Here is a 26,257-nt window from a genome sequence, read left to right on the forward strand (position 1 = left end):
AATTCACGAGTAAAACAGCAAAACTCACGAGTAAAGAGCAAAAACTCACGAGTAAAGAGCAGAAACTCACGAGTAAACAGCGGAAATTCACGAGTAAAACAGCAAAACTCACGAGTAAAGAGCGGAAATTCACGAGTAAACAGCAAATTTCATGAGTAAAGCACGAATTCACGAGTAAAACAGCAAAACTCACGAGTAAAGAGCAAAAACTCACGAGTAAAGAGCAGAAACTCACGAGTAAAGAGCGGAAATTCACTAGTAAACAGCAAAACTCACGAGTAAAGCACGAATTCACGAGTAAAACAGCAAAACTCACGAGTAAAGAGCGGAAATTCACTAGTAAACAGCAAAACTCACGAGTAAAGCACGAATTCACGAGTAAAACAGCAAAACTCACGAGTAAAGAGCGAAAACTCACGAGTAAAACAGCCAAACTCACGAGTAAAGAGCAGAAACTCACGAGTAAAGAGTGGAAATTCACGAGTAAACAGCAAAACTCACGAGTAAACAGCAAATTTCATGAGTAAAGCACGAATTCACAAGTAAAACAGCAAAACTCACGAGTAAAGAGCGGAAATTCACGAGTAAAGTGCATTAATTCACGAGTAAAGAGCGGAAATTCACTAGTAAACAGCAAAACTCACGAGTAAAGCACGAATTCACGAGTAAAACAACAAAACTCACGAGTAAAGAGCGGAAATTCACTAGTAAACAGCAAAACTCACGAGTAAAGCACGAATTCACGAGTAAAACAGCAAAACTCACGAGTAAAGAGCGAAAACTCACGAGTAAAACAGCCAAACTCACGAGTAAAGAGCAGAAACTCACGAGTAAAGAGTGGAAATTCACGAGTAAACAACGAAATACAGTAGTAAAGAGCATTAATTCACGAGTAAACAGCAAATTTCATGAATAAATAGCGCAACCTCACCAGTAAACAGCGAAATATAGGATTAAATAGCAAAATATACGAGTTAAATAACTATTTTGCGCAAAAATAGAAGCTATGGAACTTATATCTAATGGGGGAGTTCATTCATTCTTCGACGCAGGACGTTTACGGATTCTTTATTCATTGTTAAAATTTGAGAGTGTGTTGGAGGCAGATGACAAGCCAATGTTTTAATGAAACTAACGGTAAAGGGGTCACTTTATAAAATGTTTAAGTATACAGTTTGTTTTGTAAAGAAAAATAATGAAATACTTATGCTTAATCGGGAGAAAGCTCCAATTATGGGTGTTTGGAACGGAGTGGGGGGCAAAATCGAGAAAGGTGAAACCCCTGATATAGGTGCACTGCGTGAGGTATTGGAGGAAACGGGCATAGAGTTAAAGGCCTTTTTTTCTAAAGGAACGGTAACATGGGAGACCCCGGAAGGTGATCTGGATGGAATATATGTATATTTGTATGAAGCGGATGAACATTTAATATATGAAACACCGAAAAAAACGCGGGAAGGTATTCTGGAATGGAAATCGATTGATTGGATACTCCATCCACATAACCTTGGAATTGCTGAAATGGTTGCACAGTACTTGCCGGTTTTATTGAAAAAAGAAGGAAACTACACATTCACTTACAAAAATGGGCAAACGTATAATTCATGACTAGTATCCCTTTTTGATTGACAATTGAATGTTGATTGAATCGAAAAATTAAAACTCGAACGCGAACATCGAAAATGTAAGTGAAGTAATGACATAGGTTGGCGTAATAATATTGACGGCAATCGCACCTAAGATCAATTGGGTGAACAGATAAAATGTAACTAACGAAAAATTTCTAAAAGCCAACTTTATACAAAATGGTATAATTAGTGGATTAGGATAAGGGGGAATATTTCTTGAAAATAGTTAGAATCATCTTAGGGATCATTGTTATTGCTTTATCAGCAACTCAGTTAATTACTGGGAATTCTGAGTTATTACCGTATACCATGTTGTTCCTGGGGTTAATGATGCTGGTGATAGGAATTATCGAACTTCAAAAGGATCGAAAAGGATTTGGGGGGTATATGTGTCTTGCTGTCTCGTTATTTGTTTTCTATGTCGCCACCCAAGGTTTCTTAATATAAAACTCTATGGTTTTTTATGAAATTTTTATATGGTCTTTGTTCATCATTGGGGATTTAGAATTAACAAGGGAGTTGCTCTGGCAGCTCTTTTTCTTATGCGCTTAAATATTATGGTGAAATATAGATAAAATGGTTGTGAAGAGGATGTTCCTTAGTGGGGTTTCATCAACATATGGCTTATGTTACTTCAAAAGTTGGGGCATCAGAAGCAACAAGTTCGCTGTATTTGACACCTGCTGTAGTTGTTATTTCATGGCTTTTGTTAGGGGAAACTCCAACCATGCTAGCTTTAGAAGGAGGAGTAACTTTAGTTGGTGTGAGTTTATCGAACCTAAATATAAAATCAAAAACAAATGTGAAAAATAAAAGACAGGATTATGTTGATTTATAAGAGTAATATTGTACTAAAAGTATATAGGGCTTTTAACATGAGAGTTGCTCGGGCAGCTCTTTTTTTTATGGAGCTAACTGGGTAAATAGCGTCTTCTTTTTTAAAATTTTACATGCAATAATTTGTACATTCGTTAAAATAACTAAAATGTAAACGAGGGGAAGTTTATGGAGAGAGTTAATTATTCTATTGTTGATGTGTTTTCTAATGGAAAATATACAGGAAATCAACTCGCTGTTTTTAAGAACGCTGGAAATATTCCGGAAAATGAAATGCAACAAATAGCCAAAGAAATTAATTTTTCCGAAACTACCTTTATCTTGTCTGATTCAAAAAATGATGGCGGCTATGATGTTCGGATTTTTACACCTAATGAAGAGGTTCCTTTTGCTGGACATCCGACTTTAGGAACTGCATATATCATTCAAAACGAAGTATTAGAAGCAACATTGGAAAACATTATCTTAAACTTTAAAGGTGGACAGATAACAGTAATATTCAATAATCAAGAAGAGCTTCTATGGATGAAACAAAATGAACCAACTTTTGGCCGGATTTTAGATACAGATAAAATTTCTGAAATTTTAAATATACATAAAAAAAACATAGATGATAGATTTCCCATTCAAGAAGTTTCGACGGGACTTCCAGTGCTTGTTGTCCCATTAAAATCATTGGAAGCCGTTAAAAAAGTAAAGATTAATAAAGAAAAATATTTTGAGTTAATCGAACATACGGATGCAAAAGCCATTATGGTTTTTTCTCCAGAAACGTATGATTCGAAAAATGATTTGAATGTTCGCGACTTTGCGGACTATTATGGTACTCCCGAAGATGCAGCAACTGGCAGTTCTAATGGATGTTTAGCTGCTTACTTAGTTAAATACCGGTATTTTGAAAAAAGTGAAATAGACATTCGCGTAGAACAAGGATGCGAAATCGAAAGACCTTCTTTATTGTTTTTAAAAGCAGGTGATGTTAACGGGGAAATCGACGTTCATGTAGGAGGTAAAGTAGTGAAAATTGCTCAAGGTGAATGGTTTCTTTAATAACCTGACCTTTTCAACTGACAAGTGCTTTACTTCAAAATAAGGAAGGTTGCTGTTGCTGAGGCAGCCTTTTTCTTCTTGAACTTCGCTTCCCTATCAATCTCGTGATCAGGAAGACAAACAATGTTTTGAATGAATTTTCCTGACAGAATACCACAAAAAAATCCTCACAAAGGAGGCATTCCAAATGAATAAAGAATCAATATTAATCGTAGAAGATGAAGAAAAAATCTTGAGACTGCTTGAATTAGAGCTCGAAATCGAAGGCTACCAAACCGGAAGGGCAATGGATGGGTATGAAGCCCTTGAAGCCTATCAATCAAGAAAGTGGGATTTGATCTTATTGGATGTCATGCTTCCAGGCATAAGCGGCATCGAGCTGCTTCGTAAAATTCGAACGAAAAACACTGTCACCCCTGTCATCCTGTTAACGGCAAAGGGCTCGGTTGAAGATAAAGTTTCCGGTCTTGATCTCGGTGCGAATGATTATATCACTAAACCTTTCCAAATTGAGGAATTGCTTGCGCGAATACGTGCGGTTTTAAGAATGCGGACTGCAGCACCTTCAATGGAAGATGAAGACGGTGAATGGCTAAATACTGCTGACTTAAAATTAAATGTCAAAACGCGCGAAGTCATTAGAGGTGAAAGTGAAATTGACCTAACCCCAAAAGAGTATGATCTACTTCTTTATTTATTGAAGAATAAGCGCCAAGTGCTAAACCGGGATCAAATTCTGGAAGCGGTTTGGGGGTATGATTTCTATGGAGAAACAAACGTAGTGGATGTGTATATCCGATATGTTCGCAAAAAGCTCGAATATGGCTTTGATACGCCGCTGATTCATACCGTAAGAGGCGTTGGCTATGTCATGAAGGAAGCAAAATGAGACTGCGGAAGAAAATAAATTTATATACAGCGGTACTATTCATTTTCCTGCTCCTTTTGATGAATGTTTCCATTTATTTTGTTTTCAGTAACCTGATGATGGTGCACGAACTTAATCGTGCGAAAGCGGAGACAGAGAAAATTGCATTTGATGTTAGTAAAAATGTTAATCATATTTCACCAAATGATTTACTTCGGGCTTATCTGCCTATAGATGGCATGGTTGGAATTGTAAAAGAAGGGCAACGAAAAGGAACAGCTGTGACATCCAATTCTGAAAAGCAGTTAAGCAATCGAAAAAGCAGCTTTTACCCAGGTGAGAAGAGCGCGATCATCACATATCATCAGAAAAAGTATGTGTTCGTTTCAAACCCGATCGTTTGGGGGGATGGAAGTGTAGTTAATCTTCAAATCACCAAAAGCATTCAAGCAACAGAAGAAATGCTCTCTGTTCTTCGCATTGTATTAATTGCCGTAACTGTCATTGCCATGATACCTGTTATGATATCAAGCAGTATTCTTAGTAACTTCATCGCTCGTCCGATTCGATCGATGATTGATACGATGAAGGAGATTCAAACAAGCGGCCAATTTAAGCGACTTAGCCTAGAGGAAAAATCAAAAGATGAACTTGTGGAAATGGGAAAAACCTTTAATCACATGATCGATTTGCTGCAAACTAACTTCGAAAAACAGGAGCAATTCGTATCAAATGCTTCACATGAATTAAAAACACCGTTAACTATCATCGAAAGCTATGCAAGCCTTTTGAAAAGAAAAGGGTTGGAGCGGCCTGAATTGTTCGATGAATCCATAGAGGCCATTCATTCGGAAGCGATTAGAATGAGAGAGCTGACAGAGCAAATGCTCCTGCTTGCAAAGCATCAGGAAAAATGGAATATAGAGAAGGAATACGTCAATCTGACCGATATCATTGCCGAGTTAGCGAAAGTATATAAAAATGCGTACAATCGAACAGTGGAGATTTATAGTGGTGATGAAATTGAAGCATTAACGGACATTCAAAAGTTAAAACAACTTTTGTTTATTTTTTTGGACAATGCAAGAAAGTATAGTGACGAGCATATCTCAGTCTACATAGGACAAACAAGTAATGAAGCATATATCCGCATCGAAGACAGAGGGGATGGAATTGCAAAGGCTGAATTGCCAAAAGTGTTCGATCGCTTTTATCGTGTAGATAAAGCTAGAACCCGAAAGCAAGGCGGATCAGGATTGGGGCTTTCCATGGCAAAGGAAATTGCTGATGCAATTGATGTACGGATTGAAATGGATAGTCTCGAAGGCAGGGGAACGAACGTTACTCTTTTATTTAAATAAACCAGAATGCGTTGGATGGGGGACACGATGAAGAATGGAAAAGTGCTGATAACAGCTGGATCAGCTCTCGTTTTTGGTCTGCTAGTATTCGTTGGATTTCAATGGTGGGCTCCATCATTATCCGCGGAAAACTTGACGAAAGAAGAAGTGTACCAGACAGCAAAGGATAAATATCCTGGAACCATTATAAAGACAACGAAAAGTGAAGGTGAAGAATATCAGATTGAAATGCAGCTTGAAACAGGGGTATATCTAATTAGGATGGATGCGAAAAGCGGTGAAGTTCGTTCTATAAAAAAAGAAACAATAGTTCATACAGCTGAAGAAACGACGGAAAAAACACCCCAAAAACAACTAACCCAATATGAAATAAAGGCACGTATTTCCTCACAAGGTGACCTGGAACAAATTGATTTTGTACAGGAGAAAGACAACTCCTATTATAAAGCGGTGGTAAATAAGAATAACGAAAAAATCACATTAATACTCGACCCACATACAGGAGCTATTATTGACTCGACAATGGTAGCAGATAGTATCATTACAGAAAACGAAGCAATTGCGATTGCGGAAAAACATGTAAAAGGAACTGCTGACGATACAGAATTTTATCAACCTTCAGATCAGACATCTTATTATTTGGTCGAAGTTGAATTAGAAGACGATCGAGACGCAGTAGTCCAAGTGGACGGCTACACAAAAGAAGTAAAAACAATCACATGGGAAGATGATGAAGTGGAAGATAATGATGGTCCTGAATAAAACAGTTGCTTAGGGATAAGGGTTTATTAATCTAGACGAAAATGATACAAATCAAAAAAAAAGGGTGATGCATATTAGATATCTAATATGCATCACCCTTTTTTTGTTTATTGATCTTAATGAGTAAGGAAAATGCAAAAAGAAAGAGAAGAAATTGTAATAATTCTCACTGATTTCTAATCCTTCTATCATTTAACTCTAATTTAATAACTCTAACATGGAATTAGCTTAAAAAAAGGTTTTATCCATGGATTCGCCTTAAATCATTGGTGAAGGCACCAAATGATAAAAAGGAGGCAAATAAGTTGGATGAAAGGCATCTGGATTATTGTACATAGAACATTTCCAACATATTTCAACACGAGAAGGGAGAATAAGTAATGTCTATCATTTCTAGAATTCTGGATTATAACAAGAAGTTTGTCGATCAAAATAAATATGAAGAGTTTCAAACCACAAAGTATCCAAATAAAAAGATCGTCATCATTACGTGCATGGATACCCGTCTATTGGAGCTGCTTCCAAAAGCGATGGGTTTAAAAAATGGTGATGCGAAAATCATTAAAAACGCTGGAGCTATTGTTTCGCACCCTTTTGGCAGCATTATGCGCAGTATCCTTGTCGCTATTTATGAGCTGAAAGTGGAGGAAGTGTGTGTGATCGGACATCACGGATGCGGTATGGTGGGGCTTCAATCATCTTCACTTCTTGATGCTGCAAAGCAGAAGAAAGTCAGTCAGGAGCAAATTGATGTCCTTACAAACTCTGGTATTGACCTATCAAAGTGGCTGTCGGGATTTCAATGTGTTGAGGAGAGTGTAACAAATAGTGTCCGTTTGATCAAAAATCACCCATTATTACCAGATTCCATTGCCGTTCACGGTATGGTCATCCATCCCGAAACGGGTAAATTAGAGCGAATCATAGATGGATATAGCAAGGTTGCAAGCAACGACTAAATACACATTTAATAAAAGAAGGAGTGATAGAATGATTCGTTCTAGCAGGCTTGAAGGATACAACTTAGGCCATTTTCAAAAAGACCTGGTTGCCGGGGTGGTAGTTGGGATTGTAGCAATTCCTTTAGCGATGGCTTTTGCCATTGCTTCGGGAGTAAGACCAGAATACGGACTTTACACATCAATTATTGCTGGAATTATGGTCTCCCTTTTGGGAGGGTCCAAATATCAAATTGCAGGACCGACTGGAGCCTTTGTCCCGATCTTGTTGGGAGTGGTCATGCAATACGGATATGAAAAACTGTTAATCGCCGGTTTCTTGGCAGGCATCATGATTTTTCTTTTAGGTGTATTCAAATTGGGAAGATTCATCAAGTTTATTCCCCGTCCAGTTACCATCGGCTTTACTGCTGGAATTGCTGTGATTATCTTCTCTGGCCAGATTGCCAATTTCTTTGGACTCAGTAACTTAAAAAAGGAAGAAGCATTTCTTTTAAATATGAAAGAAATCATATTGAATGTTAATACAGTGAACATCTACAGTGTACTGGTGGCTATCATTAGTTTAGCACTCGTCATATTAACTCCAAAGTATATACCAAAAATCCCTGGAGCATTGCTGGGATTGATGGTATCAACTCTAGTCGCTGCCTTTTTCTTTCCTGATCAGGTAGCGACCATTGGATCGACCTATGGTGCCATTCCTAATGAATTGCCCCATTTTCAGTTTCCCCAGATCACCGGCAGCCTAGTGATTGAACTCCTGCCGGCTGCTTTAGTCATTGCCATGCTTGGAGGAATTGAATCACTATTATCTGCTGTAGTGGCAGACGGCATGACCGGCAGTAAACATAACAGTAATAAAGAGCTAATTGGGCAAGGGTTGACCAATATGATTACGCCTTTATTTGGAGGCATTCCGGCTACAGGTGCCATCGCGCGTACCGCAACGAATATTAAAAACGGTGCAGTTTCCCCTATATCTGGTGTGGTACATGGGTTGGTGGTATTACTGGTGCTAGTTAGTTTAGCTCCTTATGCTTCGGCCATTCCATTGGCCAGTATGGCCCCCATTCTTATGTTTGTCGCATGGAACATGAGTGAACGCAAAGAATTTTCGCATATCTTAAAAGCAAAAACCATGGACTCGGTCGTATTAATCGTGACCTTCTTGTTAACAGTTTTGATTGACCTGACAACAGGTGTTGGGATCGGTTTACTATTAGCTATTCTATCTTTTGTTAAACTAATGAGCGGTACATTGAAATTATCAAGGGTTTTACCAGATCCAACTGATAAACTAGTTAAACCGGAAATGGTTCAACACGGTTCAAATTGTCCACAGATTCACATTTATACAATAGAAGGACCTTTATTCTTTGGTTCAATCGAAAGGCTGCAAGAAGAAATCGAACAAATCATGCGTTCTAAACCAAAAGTCCTCCTATTAAGAATGAGCAATGTGTCATTTATTGATACATCGGGAGAAGCACTTCTCACCGACATTGTGAAGCAATTCAAGTTTCACCAACTACAAGTGTTGATTTCCGGGATTCCACAGGAACCTAAAGAAATGCTCGAAAAAACAGGTTTTAATAAACTAGTAGGTGAGGAACAGTTCTTTTCCAGTACGGGTGATGCCATTAATAAAGCTTTATCAAAACTAGATGTTAACCGTTGTAAAGGGTGTAAACAATTTTCTTTTGATGAATGTACGGCACTCTCCCAACAAGCTCCAAAGCCTGCGGTATTAAAACAGAAAAGAAAACAAGAGATGGGATTAACATGACTCCTGTCAACAAGATAAGGCATCTGCTTTTGGCAGATGCCTTTCTCTTAAACCTTTAATAAACAATTCCCCTTTGAAGAATTTTCACCAGTTCGTATATCTAAGAATATAACAAAAAATAATTATTACTGCTTTAAGGGGAATGAATGTGATATATGATAGCCTAAATTAGTCTTAAGACTGTCAAACAAGTTGACTTACTTGAACGAAAAAAAGAAAGAAGCGAAAAAGCGTTGATTATTTTTGGCTTGATGAAAAACCTAAAACAATAACTAAAATCGTCAAAATTGAAATCATTAACATATAAGCATGGTTTGCACAGCGATTAATCAAGACAGAAGTTAATTTAATTGTATGCCACTATAAGCATGATTCCAAATGGCCTCATCTTCAATCTGGTTAGGAACTTTTAAAACACAAACATTTTCTAGATTCCATTCCAATTCAGAAATACTTGTTGCATCATCCGAGGGGATTAATATTAATACATTAAAATTTTTTTCTTTTAACATGTCTTGCATAGCTTGTTGAAACAAATAGGCATGGTCATAAGTTGTTGACCATCTAACAAATAGGATTGAATCACTATTGTTAATTGTTTCATTGAATCTTGCTATTCTTTTATTTAAATTTTCTTTGAACTCAGGATATGTTTCAAACCACTTTTTATCAGGGCGGATGGGGAAATCGTGAACTGAAGTAACTTTATAATGGTTATCTCTGATCAAATAGGTATTTACAGCATTTATAACTATGTCATCATCAAAATAAGTAGCTGATCCTTCCACTAAAGTAAGATTCCTCAATTCCATATATTCTTTGAACTGATTTCTATATAGATGAGCCACTTCTGCAAATGACTCAGTATAGACCCAGTCAAGAGGCAAAGAAGATTTTCTTAAACCAAGTCTTCTTAGGTTCAAAGTGGGAGAGCAAGCGCTGCCACAAGGAATGATTACATCATAAGTTTTCTTGATTTCGTTTAATTTCAATATTAATCCCCCTATCTACTAAATTATCAATACTATAGTAGATGAGAATTTTCTTATTTTGATTGGACAATCCCAAAAAAGGCTTCAGAGTCTTGGTGAACAGGAAATAGCCAAGGCTAGCTATCTTTCAATGCACGTTGAGAACTACCTTTTTAAAAGATATGTGAAAACGGATGATATCCTCTTTAAGACAGAGCAAAACGCATGCCCAAGTTTGAGGCATGCGTGAACTATTATTCTTTTATGATATCCAGGTCTTTCAGGACATCCAGTGTAATCGCCTTGGCTTTGCTGCCGCTGCCGTCCGTGTTCGTTGCGAAAGCCCATTTCCCTTCGTCCGTTTCGATGTAACCCACATACCAGCCCAATCCCATATCGGAAAGGCGTGTACCTGTTTTTCCATGGAGGACATATGAGTCTGCTTCTTCGTAAATCATGATTCTCTTTACGGTTCTCATATGCTGCTTATCGATAGGCAGTTTTTCCTCTACAAGGTTTTCGATGAATTGTACTTGTTCCCGGGCAGATATTTTTATGCTGCTGTCCAGCCAGAAATGATCGATTCCACCGGATATATCGCGATTGCCGTAGTCGATCAGGTTTATATATTGCTGCATTTTTTCAGCCCCTATGTCGCGGGCCATTTCTTGATAATACCAGATCACTGAATGCCTCATGCCTGAAGCCAGAGTATGATCCCTGTTCCAATCTTCAAATTCCCTGATTACACCATCCCATCGCTTCACTTCATATTCATCGCTCACCGCTTTTGTCTGTAAGCCAATTAATGCATTCGCGACTTTAAATGTCGATTCTGGAGTGTAGCGTACGTTACTTCTCTGTTTGTTATAGATATATACTTTATCATTTTTTAAGTTTTGGATGACCGTCGTGCCTTCCACACCAGCGAAAGATTCCCCGATATGCAGTTCTTTCACCTTTTGATCGTTTGCACTTGCATCAATCGTGCTCATAGAACCAGTGACTAGCAGGACAAGAATGAAACATAACGTTTTCATTTTCATTACACACTCTCCTTTAAGGCATGGATTGATCGATCATTAAATAATTTCCATAAAATAGGTTAATAGCTAAAGTATACCTATTCCAGATGAAAAACGAAACCTTATTCTTGGATTCTATCTAGATAATATCAATCAAGGAGGATTGCAGCGGGTAGCTAATGAATATATATAGCAAACGATTCAATGGGAGGAGTCTATCATGAAGGTTAATCAAAGAAAAATAAATAATAATGAGAAAGAAGTTTCATACACACATATTGAAAATGGAAGTCGGGCCGTTTGTTTTATGTTTTCAGGTGCGGGTTACACGTATGAGAAGCCGTTATTTTATTATTCGACAATGCTCATGCTTCAAAATCAGTTTGATGTCGTGCATATTCATTACTCTTACGACCAGGATATATTCAAGCATCCTTTGGTGGATATCACAAAAGTGATCGTTAATGATATGAATCCCGTCCTTACTGAAATACTTCAAAATAATGAATATGAAGAAACTGTGTTTCTGGGCAAATCACTTGGCACCATTCCGATCATCAACGGAATTATGAAAAGTGAGCGGTTCATGAATTCCAAAATGATTTTGCTTACGCCGCTATTGAAATTCGATTCTATTGTTGAAGGGCTAATGAGCAGCAATCATTCAGCACATATAGTAATAGGAGAAAAAGATCATCATTATATTCCAGGTAAAATTCAAATGATAGAAAATAAAACGAATATAAGCATGGATCAAGTCCCTAATGCTAATCATTCTTTGGATATTGAACCTTTGCATGCTTCAAGGTCGATTACGATGCTGGAAGATGTAATGAAAAGAATGGAAGAGTTCTTAAAGATAGGATAGAACTAACGAACTTGAGCGGATAGCCAGTTATGTTGAATCTGAATGCATGGTTTTGATCATTCATTAAGCCTGCAATCAACTCACGGGTGCCCGGCCTTTAGCAGGGAGTTCTTTTTTTAAGAGTGAAGGGGGATAATGATAACTAATCATGGATTTATGAAAGGAGAAATCATGGAGGGAACCAATAGATTTAATTCAATTGATGAGTACATTATACAATTTCCCGAAGAAGTTCAGGAGATACTAAAAACGATAAGAACAGTCATAAAGAATGCAGCACCGGATGCAGAAGAAAAGATAAGCTATCAAATGCCTACTTTTGCTTTATACGGAAATCTGGTACATTTCGCTGCCTATAAAAAACATATAGGACTTTATCCAACTTCAAGCGCGATCTCTGCTTTTGAATATGCTTTATCTGATTATAAACGTTCAAAAGGGGCCGTTCAGTTTCCACTGAACAAGCCAATTCCTTATGAATTAATAACCGAAATCGTTACATTTAGAGTGGAAGAGAATAAAAAGAAGGAAGCGGAAGGGAAATTGAAAAAGAAAAAATAACAAAAACTATTATCTATGTAACATTTGATTGTGAGATTCAAAAAGATAGAGAAGGGTGGAAATAGTATGTTCAAAAAATTATTCGGTAAAAAAGAAAATGTGGAACATCTGCTTGCTCCTATAAATGGACAAGTTATAAATATTGAAAATGTTCCCGATCCAGTGTTTTCAGGGAAGTTAATGGGGGATGGAATAGCGATTCTTCCTGAGGAGGGGGTGGTTGTATCTCCTATTGATGCAGAAGTGATCCAGGTTTTTCCTACTAAACATGCGTTAGGCCTCCGCACAAAGCATGGCATAGAATTGTTAATTCATATAGGTTTAGATACAGTTAACCTTAAAGGTGAGGGATTTGAAGTCCATGTCGCAGAAGGGAAAAGTGTAAAAGCAGGAGACAGGCTTGTTACATTTGATATCGAATTTCTAAAATCCAAAGTTCCCAGCATCATAACTCCGATTATTATCATGAATGGCGAGCTAGTTGAAAAACTGGAAAAAACAAATATCAGCCAAGCAAATAGTAACGAAACAACGATTATGAGTGTTCATTTGAAGTAAGGCCTAATGTAGAATCGGATTCTTTTGAGAATGATAAGGCATTAACCCCCGGTTCATTCATTGATTCTACAAGTTTAGCCGGCGGAGTCATTAGCCCCATGGGTGTTTACGGTCGGCGATGGTTCTTGAATTGGTTTTGTTATGCATACATCCATTCTTTTTTTGTTGCGGGCAGGATTATCGGAAAATGGAGCGAATAGTAGGTGAATGAACATAAAATAAATCAAGTGAGGGTGAATTTGATGGGAGTTCAAGCAGAGAAGATCTTTGTAAACTTGCCTGTTAAAGATTTGGATGCCTCAATAGAATTTTTCACAAAGGTGGGCTTTAAGTTTAACGAGCAAATGACCAATGAAAATGCAACATGCATGGTTATCAGTGAGTCTATATATGTCATGTTATTGGTTGAAGATTACTTTAAAACGTTTACCAAGAAGGAAATCCCGGATCCAGCAGCAAGTACGGAAGCCATCGTGGCCCTATCGGTTAAAAGTAAGGAAGATGTGGATGAGGTCGTGAATAGGGCACTCGATGCTGGCGGAAAGCCTTTTAATGAAGCCATCGATCATGGGTTCATGTACGGGTGGAGTTTTCTGGATATCGATGGGCATTCTTGGGAAGTTTTTTACATGGATGAAAGCGGGTTTAATCAAAATTAAATCAAACGCAAGGCACACTCCTCACTTAAGGGCTGGGTCTTTTTTTGAAGTCAACATGAATGCCTGCTAGAAGTAGGAACCCGTTAGTTGGAGTGTATAACATCACATTTAAAAAGTAAGACAAAGCAGGGGAAGGTGAGAAGAACTGAAGTTCCCAACAAAATTCGGCACTGATATGAAGGATGAAGAATATGAAAACCCTTCCCACATAAAATGTGGAAGGGTTTTCCAGTTTGTGGACACAAAACTTTGCACTATTATTCTATCGGTTAATTCGAGAAGGATGACATAGAAAACTGCTAGGAATAAAAGGCCCCTTCGCATCCAGCAGCATTCATCTTAAATGAAGTTTAATCATAACAATACAGGGCTAATATCTTTCCACTCATAAACCAATAGATTTAATTCAGCACCAGCCATTTTGATTTTTTCTGTTTTAAGCAATTCAGCACCAAAAGCCTCATAGAAAAATCGAGAGTTATTATCTTCAAGCACCTCAACAAAAATTGTATGGAAGCCCAGTTTTTTAAATATAAAAAATAATTCTTTGATGAGTTTCTTTCCAATCCCCATTCTTTGAAAATCTTCGAGGATATATATCGCAGTTAGATCACCCGAATCTTCAACTTTATTCGTTTCCCTTTTTCCTCCGCTTATAAATCCGACTATTTTTCCCTCGTTATTTTCTGCTACATAAACATGGTTTCCATCTTTAGATATATTCTCTATCCATACGTCTTTCCTTTTCCCATAAGACAGTTTATCTAAAAAATCACTTGGCATTATATTTTTATATGTGGTACGCCAGCAATCGACATGGACTATTGCTATACCTTCAGCATCAGCAACGTTTGCCTTTCTTATTAACAAATTGATTTCCCCCTTTACAGGTTAAATGAAAAACGCGGTTCAAATAGGTAAATTCAAATTTTTCACCATTGACGCACTGAATTCAGGAGTATATTCCATATAAAAAGGATAACTATCACTAAGTATAAATAGTTTCTTAGAGTCATCTAAAAAAGTGTGATCCATTTGTTTTGTCAGTTCATCAATAAACCTTTTATCGGGTGTACCGAACGTCACCGCCATTTTTGGCGGTAAGGCCTTCATGGCAATAGGAATCCAAGGCCTTTGTTTTGAAACCACTATTGCATGTGCTGTTCCGCTAATTACGAAATTAAATATATCTTGATCTTGTTCCGTTTTCATACCAAGGTTACCTTTCAGCCAATCGCGTAAGCTTGGTACCGAATCCACAGGGAAGCCAATCTCTCTTAAATAAAGTGTTCTTAACATTCCGGATGCCTTCAGTTCATCTTCATTTACATAATCATGGGCAATGATTTCGAGAAGGTGGCCATCTCCATCACGAAAATATAGATTTTTTCTTCCGTTCGTTTCGTCGATATACTGACCATGTTCTTGTCTTAGGACCAATAATCCGGATTGTTGGATAAATGATGCCGCTTCATCAAATTGAGAATATGGGACTTGAAATGCAAAGTGTGCTGGAGAAATGGGCTCAAACGCTTCTTTAAAACTCAACGTAGTAAAGGGCGTCAGCTGAAACTGAATGAACTCTTTAGATTCTGATAGAATGGGGAGCTGCAGGCGGTTAGCGTAGCATTGCTTTACACCTTCAATAGATACTGTCAGTAATTCTAAATCTGCGAAATGAGTAATTAAAATTTTCACCCCTTATCTTCTAGTTTGCTATACCTCTTATTTTTTACTAATATTATCCATTTTGCAACTAACCTGCCCGAGTCCAAGAAATCAACAGGGCCTTCTTTTTAAATGAACATGGAATAATAGTTAATGATTACTATTATATGATACTATTGACCTAGTTTGTTTCGTGGGGGAAGGTGTAGGATGAAGCGGATTTTCCGTAATAAAATATTTTATTTACTAATCTTCTTGGTTACCTTGGGGATTGTGTTTATTTTTAATAATGGCAATGAACCGACTGAGGAATTAACTGAAGATGAATTTTTCACAACTTTAGAGGATGGCAAAGTAACATATTTGGAGTTGGAGCCCCAAAAAAGAGTTTTTGAAATAAGCGGGCGGCTGAAAGGTTATGAAAAGGATCAATATTTTATCGCCACTGTCCCAAATAGTGAAATTTCGATGAATAGAATGAATGACGCTGCAGAAGAACATGATATAGAAAAAATTGTGGTCATGCCACAAGACACAGAGACAAGCGCATGGGTCAATTTTTTTACAACGTCCATCCCGATCATGATCATTTTCATCCTATTTTTCGTTATTTTACTATTGGTCAAAAGAATGAACCATTCTAAATGATGAAAAAACTTGCTTTTCCAATTGGATGGTTTGAAATGAAAGGGAAATCATTAGAGGAAATTGAAGAATACTGGCGTGAACATGATTTGGCAAAGGCTATTAAACCTGCTTAAGTTGGCCATTCGCAAGCGGTCATGCTGAGTGTTGACTTCTTCCATATAAAACCTTTAAATTGATATTGAAATTTGCTGAATAATTTGATAGAATAAAATCAATCAAAAGACTATGTGCAACTGGCGAAACACGGATAACCGTGAGGGAACACATAGTGTCGTAGCCGTTCGCCTGGGCAGAGGTAAGGGATTTTATCCCTTGCCTCTTTCTGTTTATTAACAGAGGATAGTGAAGTTTTAAAGAATGCAGATTTTCATGGGCAAAAAATATTGTCAATATTTCGAAATTTGAAAAAAAACTATCATAACCAAAAGGGGACAAACAAGATGAGCACAATTCTTTTAGAAAAAGTGAAAACGATCAAAACATTAAATAATATTGCTGAAAGCGGGCTAAATGTATTCAATAAAGGCGAATTTACGGTCGACAACGACAGTGAAAACCCTGATGCGATCGTTGTACGCAGCTTTAACATGCATACAACGGAATTCGGAGATCAATTAAAAGCAATCGCAAGGGCAGGGGCGGGAGTCAATAATATTCCGGTCGACAAATGTACCGAGCAAGGAATCGTTGTTTTTAATACACCTGGTGCTAACGCTAACGCTGTAAAAGAAATGGTACTGACATCATTAATGGCTTCATCTCGTAACCTTTTTGCCGGTGTGGCATGGACAAAGACATTAGAAGGCGAAGGAGAACAAATTCCGAAGCTTGTAGAAGCAGGAAAGAAACAATTCGTTGGAAAAGAAATCAAGGGAAAAACTCTGGGTGTAATAGGCTTAGGTGCGATCGGTGCGCTTGTGGCGAATGATGCCCTGGATTTAGACATGGATGTAATTGGATTTGACCCGTTCATCTCTGTCGATACAGCTTGGAATTTATCTCGCAATGTACAGCGCGCCATGACGATTGAAGAATTGTTTGCAGAATCTGATTACATTACTGTACACGTTCCATTAACGGATGACACAAGAGGAATGTTTAACCAAGAAACATTTGGCATCATGAAACCAGGCGTTCATATTTTGAACTTCTCACGCGGTGAGCTAGTGAATGAAAATGATATGGAAGCTGCACTTGAAAGCGGGAAAGTTGGCAAGTTCATTACAGACTTCCCGAATGAAAACGTGCTGAAAATGAAAAATGTCGTTCCAATTCCGCATCTTGGTGCCTCTACGCAAGAATCAGAGGAAAACTGTGCCATCATGGCAGCACTTCAGGTGAAAGGATTTTTAGAAACAGGGAACATCAAGAACTCAGTGAATTTCCCAAATACTTCCCTTCCTTTTACAGGAAATCGTCGTGTGGCAACATTCCATGAAAACGTTCCGAACATGGTTGGGCAAATCACACTGGCTGTATCAGGCTTTAATTTGAACATCGCTGACATGGTTAACAGAAGCCGTGGGGGATATGCGTATACGATCATCGACATTGACGGTGAAGTAAACGGCGATATCATTCCTAGCTTGGAAGAAAAAATCAAACAAATCGAAGGCATCGTTACAACCCGTATTATTTAATTGGAACAGGAAGAAAGCATGAAGGAACCCCCTGATGCTTTCTTGCCCAAATGATAAATAGCAGTGCAAGCCTCAATTCCTTTAAGGAGTTGAGGCTTTTTAATTTGCATGGGTTTAGCGTTATAAAGGAATTGTTTGTAAGTTCAGTGTCTTCAAGATGCAATTCCTCCAGTTAATTCTCCTTAAACTCCCTTAATAAAAAATTAAGAAAAACTATTCATAATAAGTTTCACCAATATGAATAGGGAGTTAGTTAAAAAAAATCAAGGACAAACTACTTAGGGAGGATAAGATATGAAAAAGCTGATGTTCGTGAAGCTTGGATTAGATATTTTAATGGCCGTTACGTTCGTATTATTTTTCAATAAACAAGTATTAGGAGGATTAACGTTTCATGAAATTGCCGGGTTAGTAATCGCCGTATTATTTTTCATCCATGTGTTGCTCAATTGGCGATGGGTAAAAAAAGTCACGGTTAAATTGTTTGACCGCAAGCTACCTCTTAAAACAAAATTTGGCTATTTTTTAAACGTAATGTTATTAATTACAATGACCTTTATTATGATCAGTGGTATTTTTATTTCAAGAGTTGTATTCCCAAATATCAACGTTGGTAATGAACAATGGTTTAAAATTTCTCATATATCCATTTCGTTTTTAGTGCTTATTTTAGTTGCAGCTCATATTGGATTACATTGGAAATGGGTAATAAATGTTTTTAAAAATATGATGAAGTTCAGAACCCCGAAACCATTCATAGGGATTTTAGCAAGAGCAGCAACAATTGCTTTATTAGTGTTTGGGGGCTATCAAATGTACTCAACAAATTTCATCATGCAGCTGCAAGGAGTTGCGAACGTGTTTAATCTTTCTTCTTCACAAATGCCAGAAGGCGGCTTCGAAAGGGGAGAAAAACCGAACTTTCAAGGGGACTTCAAAAGGGGAGAAAGACCAAATCCTCCGGAAGGCGGCTTCGAAGCGGGAGAAGGCCAATTTGAAAAACCAATGTCAGAAGGCAGCCTAAAAGGGGAAAAAGGCCAATTCGAGAGTTCGAACGCTTTAGGTGTTATCATAACGTATTTTGGCATTATGTCTGTATTTATAATTATCATTTATTATATGGAAAAATTTATAATGAGAAATAAAAGTAAAAAGAAAAAAACTAACTCCAGTAATGGGGATTTAACGAGTGTATAAAAGCAATTCTTATATAATGGGGATATCGGTTGAACCAGTATGTTCCCTTGATTTTTTAAATAGGCTTTCAAAGGTGTATTTTACTTTTTTCCTCAGGCAGGTTGAAAACAAAGCGAAAGGTAATAACGAAGAAAAGAAGTATCCCCAAAAATTTTGACGATTCCGTTGATGCAGTATATTCGATGTTAAAAAGACTCCAACAGGAGGAAATTGCTCGGTATTGCCTACATTCCAAAATCCATAAATCGGGATAGGAATACCATTCTCTCCAATCATAAAAAAATAATAGCTAAAATTCTTACCCATATCATTACCAACAAAACGGGATAGCAATCCATAAAAAATCCGGTCTTCAATTGAAAAACGGATTTTTTATGGATTTTTTAATTATGATGTTCATGACTTTCTTCTTGTTTTTGAATCCCTTTTTGCAAGAATTTCAATTCACTTTCAGAAAGTTTTCCTACGATAAACTGTTTTTGAGGCATAATGATTGAACCATCGTTACTAGCATGTACTTTTATATAGTATAGACCATCACTATCAAAGTTTTTACTTAAACTATAAATACCGTTCCCCTCTTCTACAGCTTGTTCCATACTATATTTGAGCGAGCCATCTTGTTTCCATATCTCAAAATGAACAAAATCTGCGTTTTTAACCATTTTACCACCTTGAGTAAGCACAGCCTTTATCGTCTCCTGTGTATTAGCCGAAAAGGATGCTGGTATAATTATCTCAGCTTCAAGTGGTGTTTCTTCTTTGTATAGATTAGTGACATCCTTTTCAAGTGAACAAGCACTTAGCAATAGGCTGAAAATAAAGATTAAAGAAATACATATATTATTTTTCACGGCAAAAGCCACCCTTTACATTTCGAATCATGAATCCAGTCAATTAGCCAAACGACAATAAGAGACAAACCAACCAAAGGAAACAAAATTCCTAGACCTATTAATAGAATTAGAAAGAATTTCATGTTGTTTATAGGAGGAGCTTTTGGTGCACCCAATCCTTTTTTCGGCTTTCGCTTCCACCATAAATAAAAACCACTAAATGCAACAAGCATAATTCCTAAACAAATAAGAAGGCTGATTATTTGGTTAATCAAACCAAATTGGGTCCCTTTATGCAAGGTAATTCCCCAAGCCACTATTTTTCCTATTAAACCGTAATGATCATAACGATAATCAGCTAGAACTGCACCGGAATATTGGTCAATATGTATAGTCGCTTCATCTTGTACTTTCGGTGGAAAAGCTGACAATGTATAAACGCCATCCGTTTCTCTTGGAATATTAATGCTATAACTTGGATGCATACCCTCTCGATTTGCTATTGTAACAACATCATCAATGGACAGTGGGATAAAACCTTGAATATCTGAGATAGGTACATCTAAATTTTCTTCTGCCCAAGGTACATCTGCAATATCTTTTGTTTTAATTAAGGATGTTGGAGCACTTCCTGTCCATATGGAAGGAGGATACCCAGATCCGGAATTGGTAGTTAACGTTTGAAAATTACTTCCCCAAAAACCAGACCAAGGCAAACCTGTCATAATTAAAAATAACATTCCTGCTGATATCCAAAAGGCAGGTACTGCATGTAAATCTCTTCTGAAAGTATTTTTACCTTTATTTATTCTTGGAAAAAGAACACCAGAAAGAATTAACTTATTTTTGGGAGACCATAAATAAAGACCAGAGACAATTAACACAACTGCCCAACACGCAGCTAACTCTACAACTCTGTCTCCCAAGGTGCCAGCCATCAGTTCACCATGAAATTCTTCAATCTTATCCATAAGTCTGTCTTCATCTTTTAACTCTCCAATAGATTTACCTGTATACGGGTCTATAAAAATGGTAAGGGACTCATTATTAGCAGTAATGCTTACTTCGCTTGAACGGGAGGCAGTATCTCCGGGATGATATTTTGTCACCACTGCATCAGGGTATAGCTTCTTCACTTTCTCAATCTGCTGGGATGCTGGTATCTTATCTCCTTGCGGAATAACCTCTTGGTAATCTTGGTAAAGCAAGTGTTCGATCTGTGGCTTAAATAAATAGATGGAGCCAGTAACTGCCAGAATAATAAGTAAGGGTGCAAAAATAATTCCAGCGTAAAAATGCCATCTCCATACTTTTCTATACAGAGAAGTGTTTGGTTGTTTAGTTTCCATTTATTCAGGACCTCCGAGTCGTACTATTAAATTCACTATATAGATGATAAAAGAAAAATGTGAGAAAAATATGAAATTTATTTAAAAAAAGGAAATTTGTATTTGTTAAAGATGAATTGGCCATATCGACTAAGAAGAACAACTTTAACTAAGGAGCGAACTTGCTGAGAAAGAGTTAGCAAGTAGTACAGTAGGAAGGGAAATGAGGTAAGTATGGCGAAAGTAATCTATAGAAATGTGTTGAATATAGGAAAAGCATCAAGTTAACTTACGGATAAACGGATAAATACCATGAAGGATGTTGAAGACAGACGCGTGGCATTATTGTATAACGAAAATCTAATGGATCGAAAAAAAAAACATGAAGGAGTGTTGAATATGCACAAAAGAGATTGTTCCAAAAAGTGTCAGTGTTTCATCGTACCTAACTATATTCTTGAGAATTTGGCACAAAATGATGTGGAAGAAGCGCGGGTCAGTTTAGCGAAAAGCCGTCATATGCGCAGGCGCAGAATCTTGAAAGAATATGATATTGATGGTGTTGTCGCTTTAACTGATGCAGGATCTGGTCCTCGTGGAGAATCTGCCCGCCATGTTTATGATTGCAAGGGAGGAACGAAACTCCGGGAGAATGAGGCCAGGAAAGAAGGGGATCGATCAAGTGCAGACCCAGTAGTTAACGCTGCATATGATTATAGCGGAGTTGTGCGTGACTATTTCAAGGATGTCTTGCATCGTAATTCAATTGATAACAAAGGCCTTGATCTCATTCTGAACGTTCATTATGGGAATAAATTCACGAATGCCTATTGGGACGGGGATGAAATGGTATTTGGTGACGGCGATGGGGTCATCTTTAGCAATTTTGCCAATTCACTCGATGTTATTGGACACGAACTTACACATGGGGTTACGCAGTTCACAAGTGGATTGGAGTATGATGGTCAGTCTGGGGCCTTGAATGAACATCTTTCGGATGCGTTTGGAATTGCCATAAAACAATTTCATTTAAAGCAAACAGCGGGAGATGCAGATTGGCTAATCGGTGCTGATATAATGGGACCATCACTGAAAGGACAGGCGCTCCGTTCGATGAAAGCACCAGGTACTGCATTTGACAATAAGTTAATGGGGAAAGATTTGCAGCCTGATCACATGAGGAACTTCTATAAAGGAGATCGGGATAATCATGGTGTCCATATCAATAGCGGTATACCAAACAAGGCCTTTTATCTAGTATCGATGGAGATCGGAACGGACAAAGCGGCTTTGATCTGGTTCAATGCGATGCAGAATTTATTTGCAACGGCAAATTTCAATCAATTCGTACAAATTGTCATCAAGTCAGCGCAAAAACTTGTTGATAGTGGAGAAGTTCCGAAAACAGCTGTAGGGACAATTGAAAATGCTTTTAAAGCGGTTGGACTGCCTGAGTAGTCATAATCCATGAATAGGAGGCTTCATTTAACATGCATATCCAATTTAGCTGCATAGGGGGATTTGCCAACCTCGACTTGAACTTTAAGATAGACACAGATGAATTGCCAGAGGGAAAAAATGAGGAATTACTGAATTTAATGAAGACAGCTGACCTTCCTAATGCCCACCTAAGTAAAATGGCTGGAGCCAAAGCCCAAGGAGCGGACTCGTTTTCATACAAGCTGGATATAGCCGATGAAAAGCAGAAACAGTCCTTCTCATTTACTGACACAACAGCCCCGGAGGAAATACGGCCCTTATTGGATTACTTACGTAACTTAGCCATTGAAATAAAGATGGCAGAATAGATTAACTTTAATCAAATTTAGAAGAAAAAAGTCTATCATTCAGATAGACTTTTTTTTACGTGTTCTTAAAAATTCACAAAAATGTCATTTCATTTCACTTTTTACATGGATTTTGGCTGTTTGTTCTCTAAATGGACACAAAATAACAAGGAAATATCGATATAGAGTAGCAGATTTGAAAAGGAAATTGGAAAGTATAGCTCTTTAATGAGAGCTTGTAAAGAGTTAGCCAGTCAAACAGGTAATTGAGTCACAATAGGGAACGAATTTTGATAGAGGGTAAAAACAGAGCGGTTTTACAAAAAATGCATAAAATAGGATAATGGTCACAGAGAGGTGAAGTGAATGACATATCAAGAAATGAAAGTGACGATACCCGGAAACAGCTGTACCCAATTCGGGAAGAGCATATTGATCTCGCAAATCCAATTCTCCACATTGGAGGCAATATTCGAAGTCGATGAGGCGGTTCAAAGAAAGCTTGATCTCAATAGAAGGACTGAAATCAGGGAGTTCATCATCGATTCTGTATCGGAAGGGGACTTTTACTTTTCCCCGTTCATCTTCTCGAGCAGGGGAGCGATCAAAGAAGTGAACGATGGAGGAGAACTGCCACCAGGAAGCAAAATATACATACTTGATGGTCAGCACAGGACCTACGCCCTAATTTCAGCCATCAGTCACTTAAGGGCGCGGAAGGAAGCGGAAGAAGAAATCGGTAACTTTAAGCAAGCGGAAAAGCTTCAAAATCAAATTGATAAGTTAAAGACCTACCCCGTCACCATTCAAATCTATTTAAATCTGGAAACGCATGAAGAAAGACAGCTATTCAATGATATTAATACGAAGCGAAAAGAGCCGCATATAGGATTGGTGATGAAGTACGATCAGCGGGATGAATATGCAGAACTGACACGGGACATTGCCAGGATATTAGAAAGTGAGATGGAGATAGAAGCCACCCTTTCGAGGATAACAGTGAACTGTACGGCGTTGACTTCGCTGACGATCATGAGGCGCTGCCTTATCGCTTTATTTGAAGGAAACGTCTCCGTGAAAACGGGCAAAGCCAATTATGGTGATGTAACCAAAGACGAAATGATCAGCATCGCAACCGCATTTTTCGAATCATGGCTGGAAATCTTTCCGAAGAAGATGGCAGACCGGAAAACATTCACATCCGGCTATTCCGGCATTCAAATAGCCCTTGCCCAAACGATCCACCAACTTCACAAACATCATGAAATCCCCTATGAAGAAGCAATCGATCACATGCTGCCATTGAAAGAAGCCTGCACATGGAAGCATGAGGATCCCTTGTTTTCACACATCTACGATCCCTTTAAAAAAAGAGTCAAAAACCATTCGACTACAAACGCCATCCAGAAAACGGCTCTCGTGTTCAAACGAAAAATAGAACAGGAAGGAGGATGGCTGCATGATTCTAGGTGAATTGGACCGGAAAAGAAGGAAAATGGTTTCCTACTCAATCATGGAACTGGTCCACATGTATCGCAATGGACAAATCGCCACTAGGGAAATCAACCAGCTGCGGGTCCGGTCGATCAAGAATTATCTGTTGGACAATGCTTTAACGAAAAATATCTATCTGCCACCACTCGTTGCCAACAGCAGGGAAGGAACCATCCTTAATGGAGAAGCGTTCGAACTATCGATCATCGATGGAACCCAACGAATTGCGGCCTTCGCACAATTGGAGGACAGTATCCTTAAAGCGTTAAAGAAGGATGAAGAAAAAGTGAAACAAGCTTACGAACTGGATTCACTCATGAAGGAAAGCTCGATTGCCATCCAAGTATTTGAAGGGCTTACACAAGCGGAAGAATCCCAGCTCTATCTGGATCTCAATCTAAAAGGCAAGAAAGTAGCCCTTTCCAAACGGATTTCATTCGACTCGCGAAACAACCTCAACGTCATTACCAATCAGGTGCTTCATACTCATCAATCGTTAAAAACAGCCGGTGTCGAACTTGAAAAGCGTTCCATCAATCGACCAGGCAATAAAAACCTGCTATCGCTATCGCAATTGAGGCAGGTCATCGGCATCTTCATGACTGGGAAGGTACACGTAAACATCGAAGAGAAAGTTTCATCAAGTCCGCTTTCTAACAGTGAATACATCACACTCATTCATTTATATCTTAATGAACTATTCGACATATACCCGGCCGAACAGATGGGAGATTACACAAAATGCATGCTTGCCAGCTACCCTCTTTTCGTTGCCGTTGCGCTTTATGCCAATGACAAAATGGAAAACCAGCATATCGAACAAAGACAACAGCTGATTTCCACGAGAATGTCAAAATTGAAAGAGGTGGACTGGAGTCCTGCCAATCCCATTTGGAAGGAGTTTAAAGGAACCTACAAAGGACGGCCGCCATTATTTCACCTAAGCAAAGATAAAAACAATATCGAAGAGCTGGTGCGTTGGCTGTATAGCTGTTGAGGAGGTGAGGGAAATGTGATTTTGAAAACAGTAAAAAACCCCTAGGTGAGCACGTCCGGTCAGACAATCACCTAAGGGCTTGCGAGCAGGAGTATACCTGCCTCTATAACCAGTATACTCCTAAAAAATGAATAGTGAAATGGGGAGTGAATGGAATGATGATACGAAAAAACTATTTATTGAATATGGAAACGGTGGGAATGATGGAGCGTTACGATTCAAATGGTGTCGAGATGACCACAGTAGTGGAGGGAGAGAACACATTCCATGTTGCACAACCGCGCCAGGAAATCCTGAATAACACGCTAAACCACTTTGGCTTGGATCTGGATGGCGGTCTTGCAGCAGCCAAATCCGTACTTGGCGGTAAATACAGGCTGCCCGTCTGCATAAATGCCCAGCTGGGAATGGTCTGGTTCTCCTCCCGCTCATTCCGGAAAAGAGGAGGGGTCTGGTTTTCCTACATTCACATTAGTGACCTCGAGGAAATGAACGAAAAAGAAACATTGGTCCACACAGACTATGGCCATTGCCTTCCTGTATCCTTAAGCAAAAATCAGCTTGCCTTCAAAAGGGACCAAGCATCCTATCTGCATACGACCTTCCATGGACGCTCTTTGGGCAAAAAAACCTTTTATTACGAGCCGGGAAGCGGAATCACCTTTTGCAAAGAACCTGGGGAGGTTCATTACAGGGTGAAAGGGAAGGCATAATAAAATCAATGAGAGGAAGACCGCCGAATTGGCGGTCTTTTGAATTTTCAACA

At 38.3% G+C, this 26,257-nt stretch carries 28 protein-coding genes and 1 riboswitch; of the genes, 21 read left to right on the forward strand and 7 right to left on the reverse strand.

Translation table 11 applies throughout. From position 1 onward, the window contains the following. The first annotated feature begins 1,158 nt into the window (after positions 1 to 1,158). From N9I19_RS15005 to N9I19_RS15045, 9 genes are all read left to right on the forward strand, one after another. Positions 1,159 to 1,608 (forward strand): NUDIX hydrolase, encoded by a 450-nt coding sequence (locus N9I19_RS15005; protein ID WP_317778244.1) that lies wholly within the window; start codon positions 1,159 to 1,161, stop codon positions 1,606 to 1,608. A 236-nt stretch (positions 1,609 to 1,844) separates the two neighbouring features. Next, positions 1,845 to 2,075, forward strand: coding sequence for a DUF3953 domain-containing protein (locus N9I19_RS15010; protein WP_289319700.1), 231 nt, complete (start codon positions 1,845 to 1,847; stop codon positions 2,073 to 2,075). A gap of 154 nt (positions 2,076 to 2,229) precedes the next feature. Continuing rightward, on the forward strand, positions 2,230 to 2,466 hold the full coding sequence (locus N9I19_RS15015) for a hypothetical protein (RefSeq protein WP_411730450.1): 237 nt from the start codon (positions 2,230 to 2,232) through the stop codon (positions 2,464 to 2,466). Between the two features lie 167 nt (positions 2,467 to 2,633). Then, positions 2,634 to 3,515: a PhzF family phenazine biosynthesis protein gene (locus N9I19_RS15020; RefSeq protein ID WP_317778245.1), complete on the forward strand. Its 882-nt coding sequence runs from the start codon at positions 2,634 to 2,636 to the stop codon at positions 3,513 to 3,515. Positions 3,516 to 3,702: 187 nt separating this feature from the next. After that, positions 3,703 to 4,404: a response regulator transcription factor gene (locus N9I19_RS15025; protein ID WP_317778246.1), complete on the forward strand. Its 702-nt coding sequence runs from the start codon at positions 3,703 to 3,705 to the stop codon at positions 4,402 to 4,404. After that, positions 4,401 to 5,744, forward strand: a complete 1,344-nt coding sequence (locus N9I19_RS15030) for a sensor histidine kinase (RefSeq protein ID WP_317778247.1) — start codon at positions 4,401 to 4,403, stop codon at positions 5,742 to 5,744. Before N9I19_RS15025 ends, N9I19_RS15030 begins: the two co-directional genes overlap by 4 nt. Positions 5,745 to 5,771: 27 nt before the next feature. Beyond that, the gene (locus tag N9I19_RS15035; RefSeq protein ID WP_317778248.1) at positions 5,772 to 6,506 is read left to right on the forward strand and encodes a PepSY domain-containing protein; all 735 of its coding nucleotides are present in this window, start codon (positions 5,772 to 5,774) and stop codon (positions 6,504 to 6,506) included. Positions 6,507 to 6,886: 380 nt separating this feature from the next. Next, entirely contained in the window at positions 6,887 to 7,465 is a 579-nt protein-coding gene (locus N9I19_RS15040; RefSeq protein ID WP_317778249.1) for a beta-class carbonic anhydrase, read from the forward strand. A gap of 31 nt (positions 7,466 to 7,496) precedes the next feature. Continuing rightward, positions 7,497 to 9,254 carry a SulP family inorganic anion transporter gene (locus N9I19_RS15045; RefSeq protein ID WP_317778250.1) on the forward strand — a complete coding sequence of 586 codons (1,758 nt, stop codon included), beginning with the start codon at positions 7,497 to 7,499 and terminating at the stop codon, positions 9,252 to 9,254. A gap of 341 nt (positions 9,255 to 9,595) precedes the next feature. Here N9I19_RS15045 and N9I19_RS15050 read toward each other — a convergent pair whose 3' ends face one another. Both N9I19_RS15050 and blaOXA read right to left on the reverse strand, forming a co-directional pair. Beyond that, positions 9,596 to 10,246: a DUF1796 family putative cysteine peptidase gene (locus N9I19_RS15050; protein WP_317778251.1), complete on the reverse strand. Its 651-nt coding sequence runs from the start codon at positions 10,244 to 10,246 to the stop codon at positions 9,596 to 9,598. A 233-nt stretch (positions 10,247 to 10,479) separates the two neighbouring features. Next, entirely contained in the window at positions 10,480 to 11,271 is a 792-nt protein-coding gene (gene blaOXA, locus N9I19_RS15055) for a class D beta-lactamase (RefSeq protein ID WP_317778252.1), read from the reverse strand. A 199-nt stretch (positions 11,272 to 11,470) separates the two neighbouring features. Between blaOXA and N9I19_RS15060 the strand changes: the two genes are divergently transcribed. From N9I19_RS15060 to N9I19_RS15075, 4 genes are all read left to right on the forward strand, one after another. Beyond that, entirely contained in the window at positions 11,471 to 12,118 is a 648-nt protein-coding gene (locus N9I19_RS15060; protein ID WP_317778253.1) for an alpha/beta hydrolase, read from the forward strand. A 135-nt stretch (positions 12,119 to 12,253) separates the two neighbouring features. Beyond that, a complete protein-coding gene (locus N9I19_RS15065; protein ID WP_317778254.1) occupies positions 12,254 to 12,679 on the forward strand; it encodes an iron chaperone in 426 nt (141 codons plus the stop codon). 66 nt (positions 12,680 to 12,745) lie between these two features. Next, positions 12,746 to 13,237 (forward strand): PTS sugar transporter subunit IIA, encoded by a 492-nt coding sequence (locus N9I19_RS15070; RefSeq protein WP_317778255.1) that lies wholly within the window; start codon positions 12,746 to 12,748, stop codon positions 13,235 to 13,237. A gap of 242 nt (positions 13,238 to 13,479) precedes the next feature. Then, a complete protein-coding gene (locus N9I19_RS15075) occupies positions 13,480 to 13,896 on the forward strand; it encodes a VOC family protein (RefSeq protein ID WP_089362993.1) in 417 nt (138 codons plus the stop codon). Positions 13,897 to 14,250: 354 nt separating this feature from the next. Here N9I19_RS15075 and N9I19_RS15080 read toward each other — a convergent pair whose 3' ends face one another. Together N9I19_RS15080 and N9I19_RS15085 are read right to left on the reverse strand one after the other, a co-directional pair. After that, positions 14,251 to 14,766 (reverse strand): GNAT family N-acetyltransferase, encoded by a 516-nt coding sequence (locus tag N9I19_RS15080; protein ID WP_061464775.1) that lies wholly within the window; start codon positions 14,764 to 14,766, stop codon positions 14,251 to 14,253. 39 nt (positions 14,767 to 14,805) lie between these two features. Next, positions 14,806 to 15,588 (reverse strand): VOC family protein, encoded by a 783-nt coding sequence (locus tag N9I19_RS15085; protein ID WP_411730451.1) that lies wholly within the window; start codon positions 15,586 to 15,588, stop codon positions 14,806 to 14,808. Between the two features lie 186 nt (positions 15,589 to 15,774). Here N9I19_RS15085 and N9I19_RS15090 point away from each other — a divergent pair, with 186 nt between their 5' ends. From N9I19_RS15090 to N9I19_RS15100, 3 genes are all read left to right on the forward strand, one after another. Then, entirely contained in the window at positions 15,775 to 16,212 is a 438-nt protein-coding gene (locus tag N9I19_RS15090; protein WP_317778257.1) for an ATP-dependent metallopeptidase FtsH/Yme1/Tma family protein, read from the forward strand. A gap of 219 nt (positions 16,213 to 16,431) precedes the next feature. After that, positions 16,432 to 16,510, forward strand: a riboswitch (ZMP/ZTP riboswitch). Positions 16,511 to 16,652: 142 nt separating this feature from the next. Next, positions 16,653 to 17,852: a phosphoglycerate dehydrogenase gene (locus N9I19_RS15095; protein ID WP_317778258.1), complete on the forward strand. Its 1,200-nt coding sequence runs from the start codon at positions 16,653 to 16,655 to the stop codon at positions 17,850 to 17,852. 294 nt (positions 17,853 to 18,146) lie between these two features. Continuing rightward, positions 18,147 to 19,049 carry a DUF4405 domain-containing protein gene (locus N9I19_RS15100; RefSeq protein WP_317778259.1) on the forward strand — a complete coding sequence of 301 codons (903 nt, stop codon included), beginning with the start codon at positions 18,147 to 18,149 and terminating at the stop codon, positions 19,047 to 19,049. A 9-nt stretch (positions 19,050 to 19,058) separates the two neighbouring features. On the opposite strand, the gene N9I19_RS15105 is transcribed toward N9I19_RS15100, so the two are convergent. The 3 genes from N9I19_RS15105 to N9I19_RS15115 form a co-directional block, all read right to left on the reverse strand. Continuing rightward, positions 19,059 to 19,355 (reverse strand): hypothetical protein, encoded by a 297-nt coding sequence (locus N9I19_RS15105; protein ID WP_317778260.1) that lies wholly within the window; start codon positions 19,353 to 19,355, stop codon positions 19,059 to 19,061. Between the two features lie 77 nt (positions 19,356 to 19,432). Continuing rightward, positions 19,433 to 19,903: a FixH family protein gene (locus tag N9I19_RS15110; protein WP_317778261.1), complete on the reverse strand. Its 471-nt coding sequence runs from the start codon at positions 19,901 to 19,903 to the stop codon at positions 19,433 to 19,435. Continuing rightward, entirely contained in the window at positions 19,900 to 21,234 is a 1,335-nt protein-coding gene (locus N9I19_RS15115) for a PepSY-associated TM helix domain-containing protein (RefSeq protein WP_317778262.1), read from the reverse strand. Before N9I19_RS15115 ends, N9I19_RS15110 begins: the two co-directional genes overlap by 4 nt. A 378-nt stretch (positions 21,235 to 21,612) precedes the next feature. Between N9I19_RS15115 and N9I19_RS15120 the strand changes: the two genes are divergently transcribed. From N9I19_RS15120 to N9I19_RS15140, 5 genes are all read left to right on the forward strand, one after another. Beyond that, entirely contained in the window at positions 21,613 to 22,671 is a 1,059-nt protein-coding gene (locus N9I19_RS15120) for a M4 family metallopeptidase (protein WP_089362985.1), read from the forward strand. A 32-nt stretch (positions 22,672 to 22,703) separates the two neighbouring features. Continuing rightward, the gene (locus tag N9I19_RS15125; RefSeq protein ID WP_089362984.1) at positions 22,704 to 23,021 is read left to right on the forward strand and encodes a protealysin inhibitor emfourin; all 318 of its coding nucleotides are present in this window, start codon (positions 22,704 to 22,706) and stop codon (positions 23,019 to 23,021) included. A gap of 345 nt (positions 23,022 to 23,366) precedes the next feature. Next, on the forward strand, positions 23,367 to 24,473 hold the full coding sequence (locus tag N9I19_RS15130; protein ID WP_317778263.1) for a DNA sulfur modification protein DndB: 1,107 nt from the start codon (positions 23,367 to 23,369) through the stop codon (positions 24,471 to 24,473). After that, entirely contained in the window at positions 24,460 to 25,491 is a 1,032-nt protein-coding gene (locus tag N9I19_RS15135; RefSeq protein WP_317778264.1) for a DNA sulfur modification protein DndB, read from the forward strand. Before N9I19_RS15130 ends, N9I19_RS15135 begins: the two co-directional genes overlap by 14 nt. 155 nt (positions 25,492 to 25,646) lie before the next feature. Then, on the forward strand, positions 25,647 to 26,204 hold the full coding sequence (locus tag N9I19_RS15140; RefSeq protein ID WP_284469766.1) for a competence protein ComK: 558 nt from the start codon (positions 25,647 to 25,649) through the stop codon (positions 26,202 to 26,204). Positions 26,205 to 26,257 lie beyond the last annotated feature (53 nt).

Source organism: Peribacillus sp. CSMR9, from assembly GCF_033141925.1.
Lineage (GTDB): Bacteria > Bacillota > Bacilli > Bacillales > DSM-1321 > Peribacillus > Peribacillus simplex_A.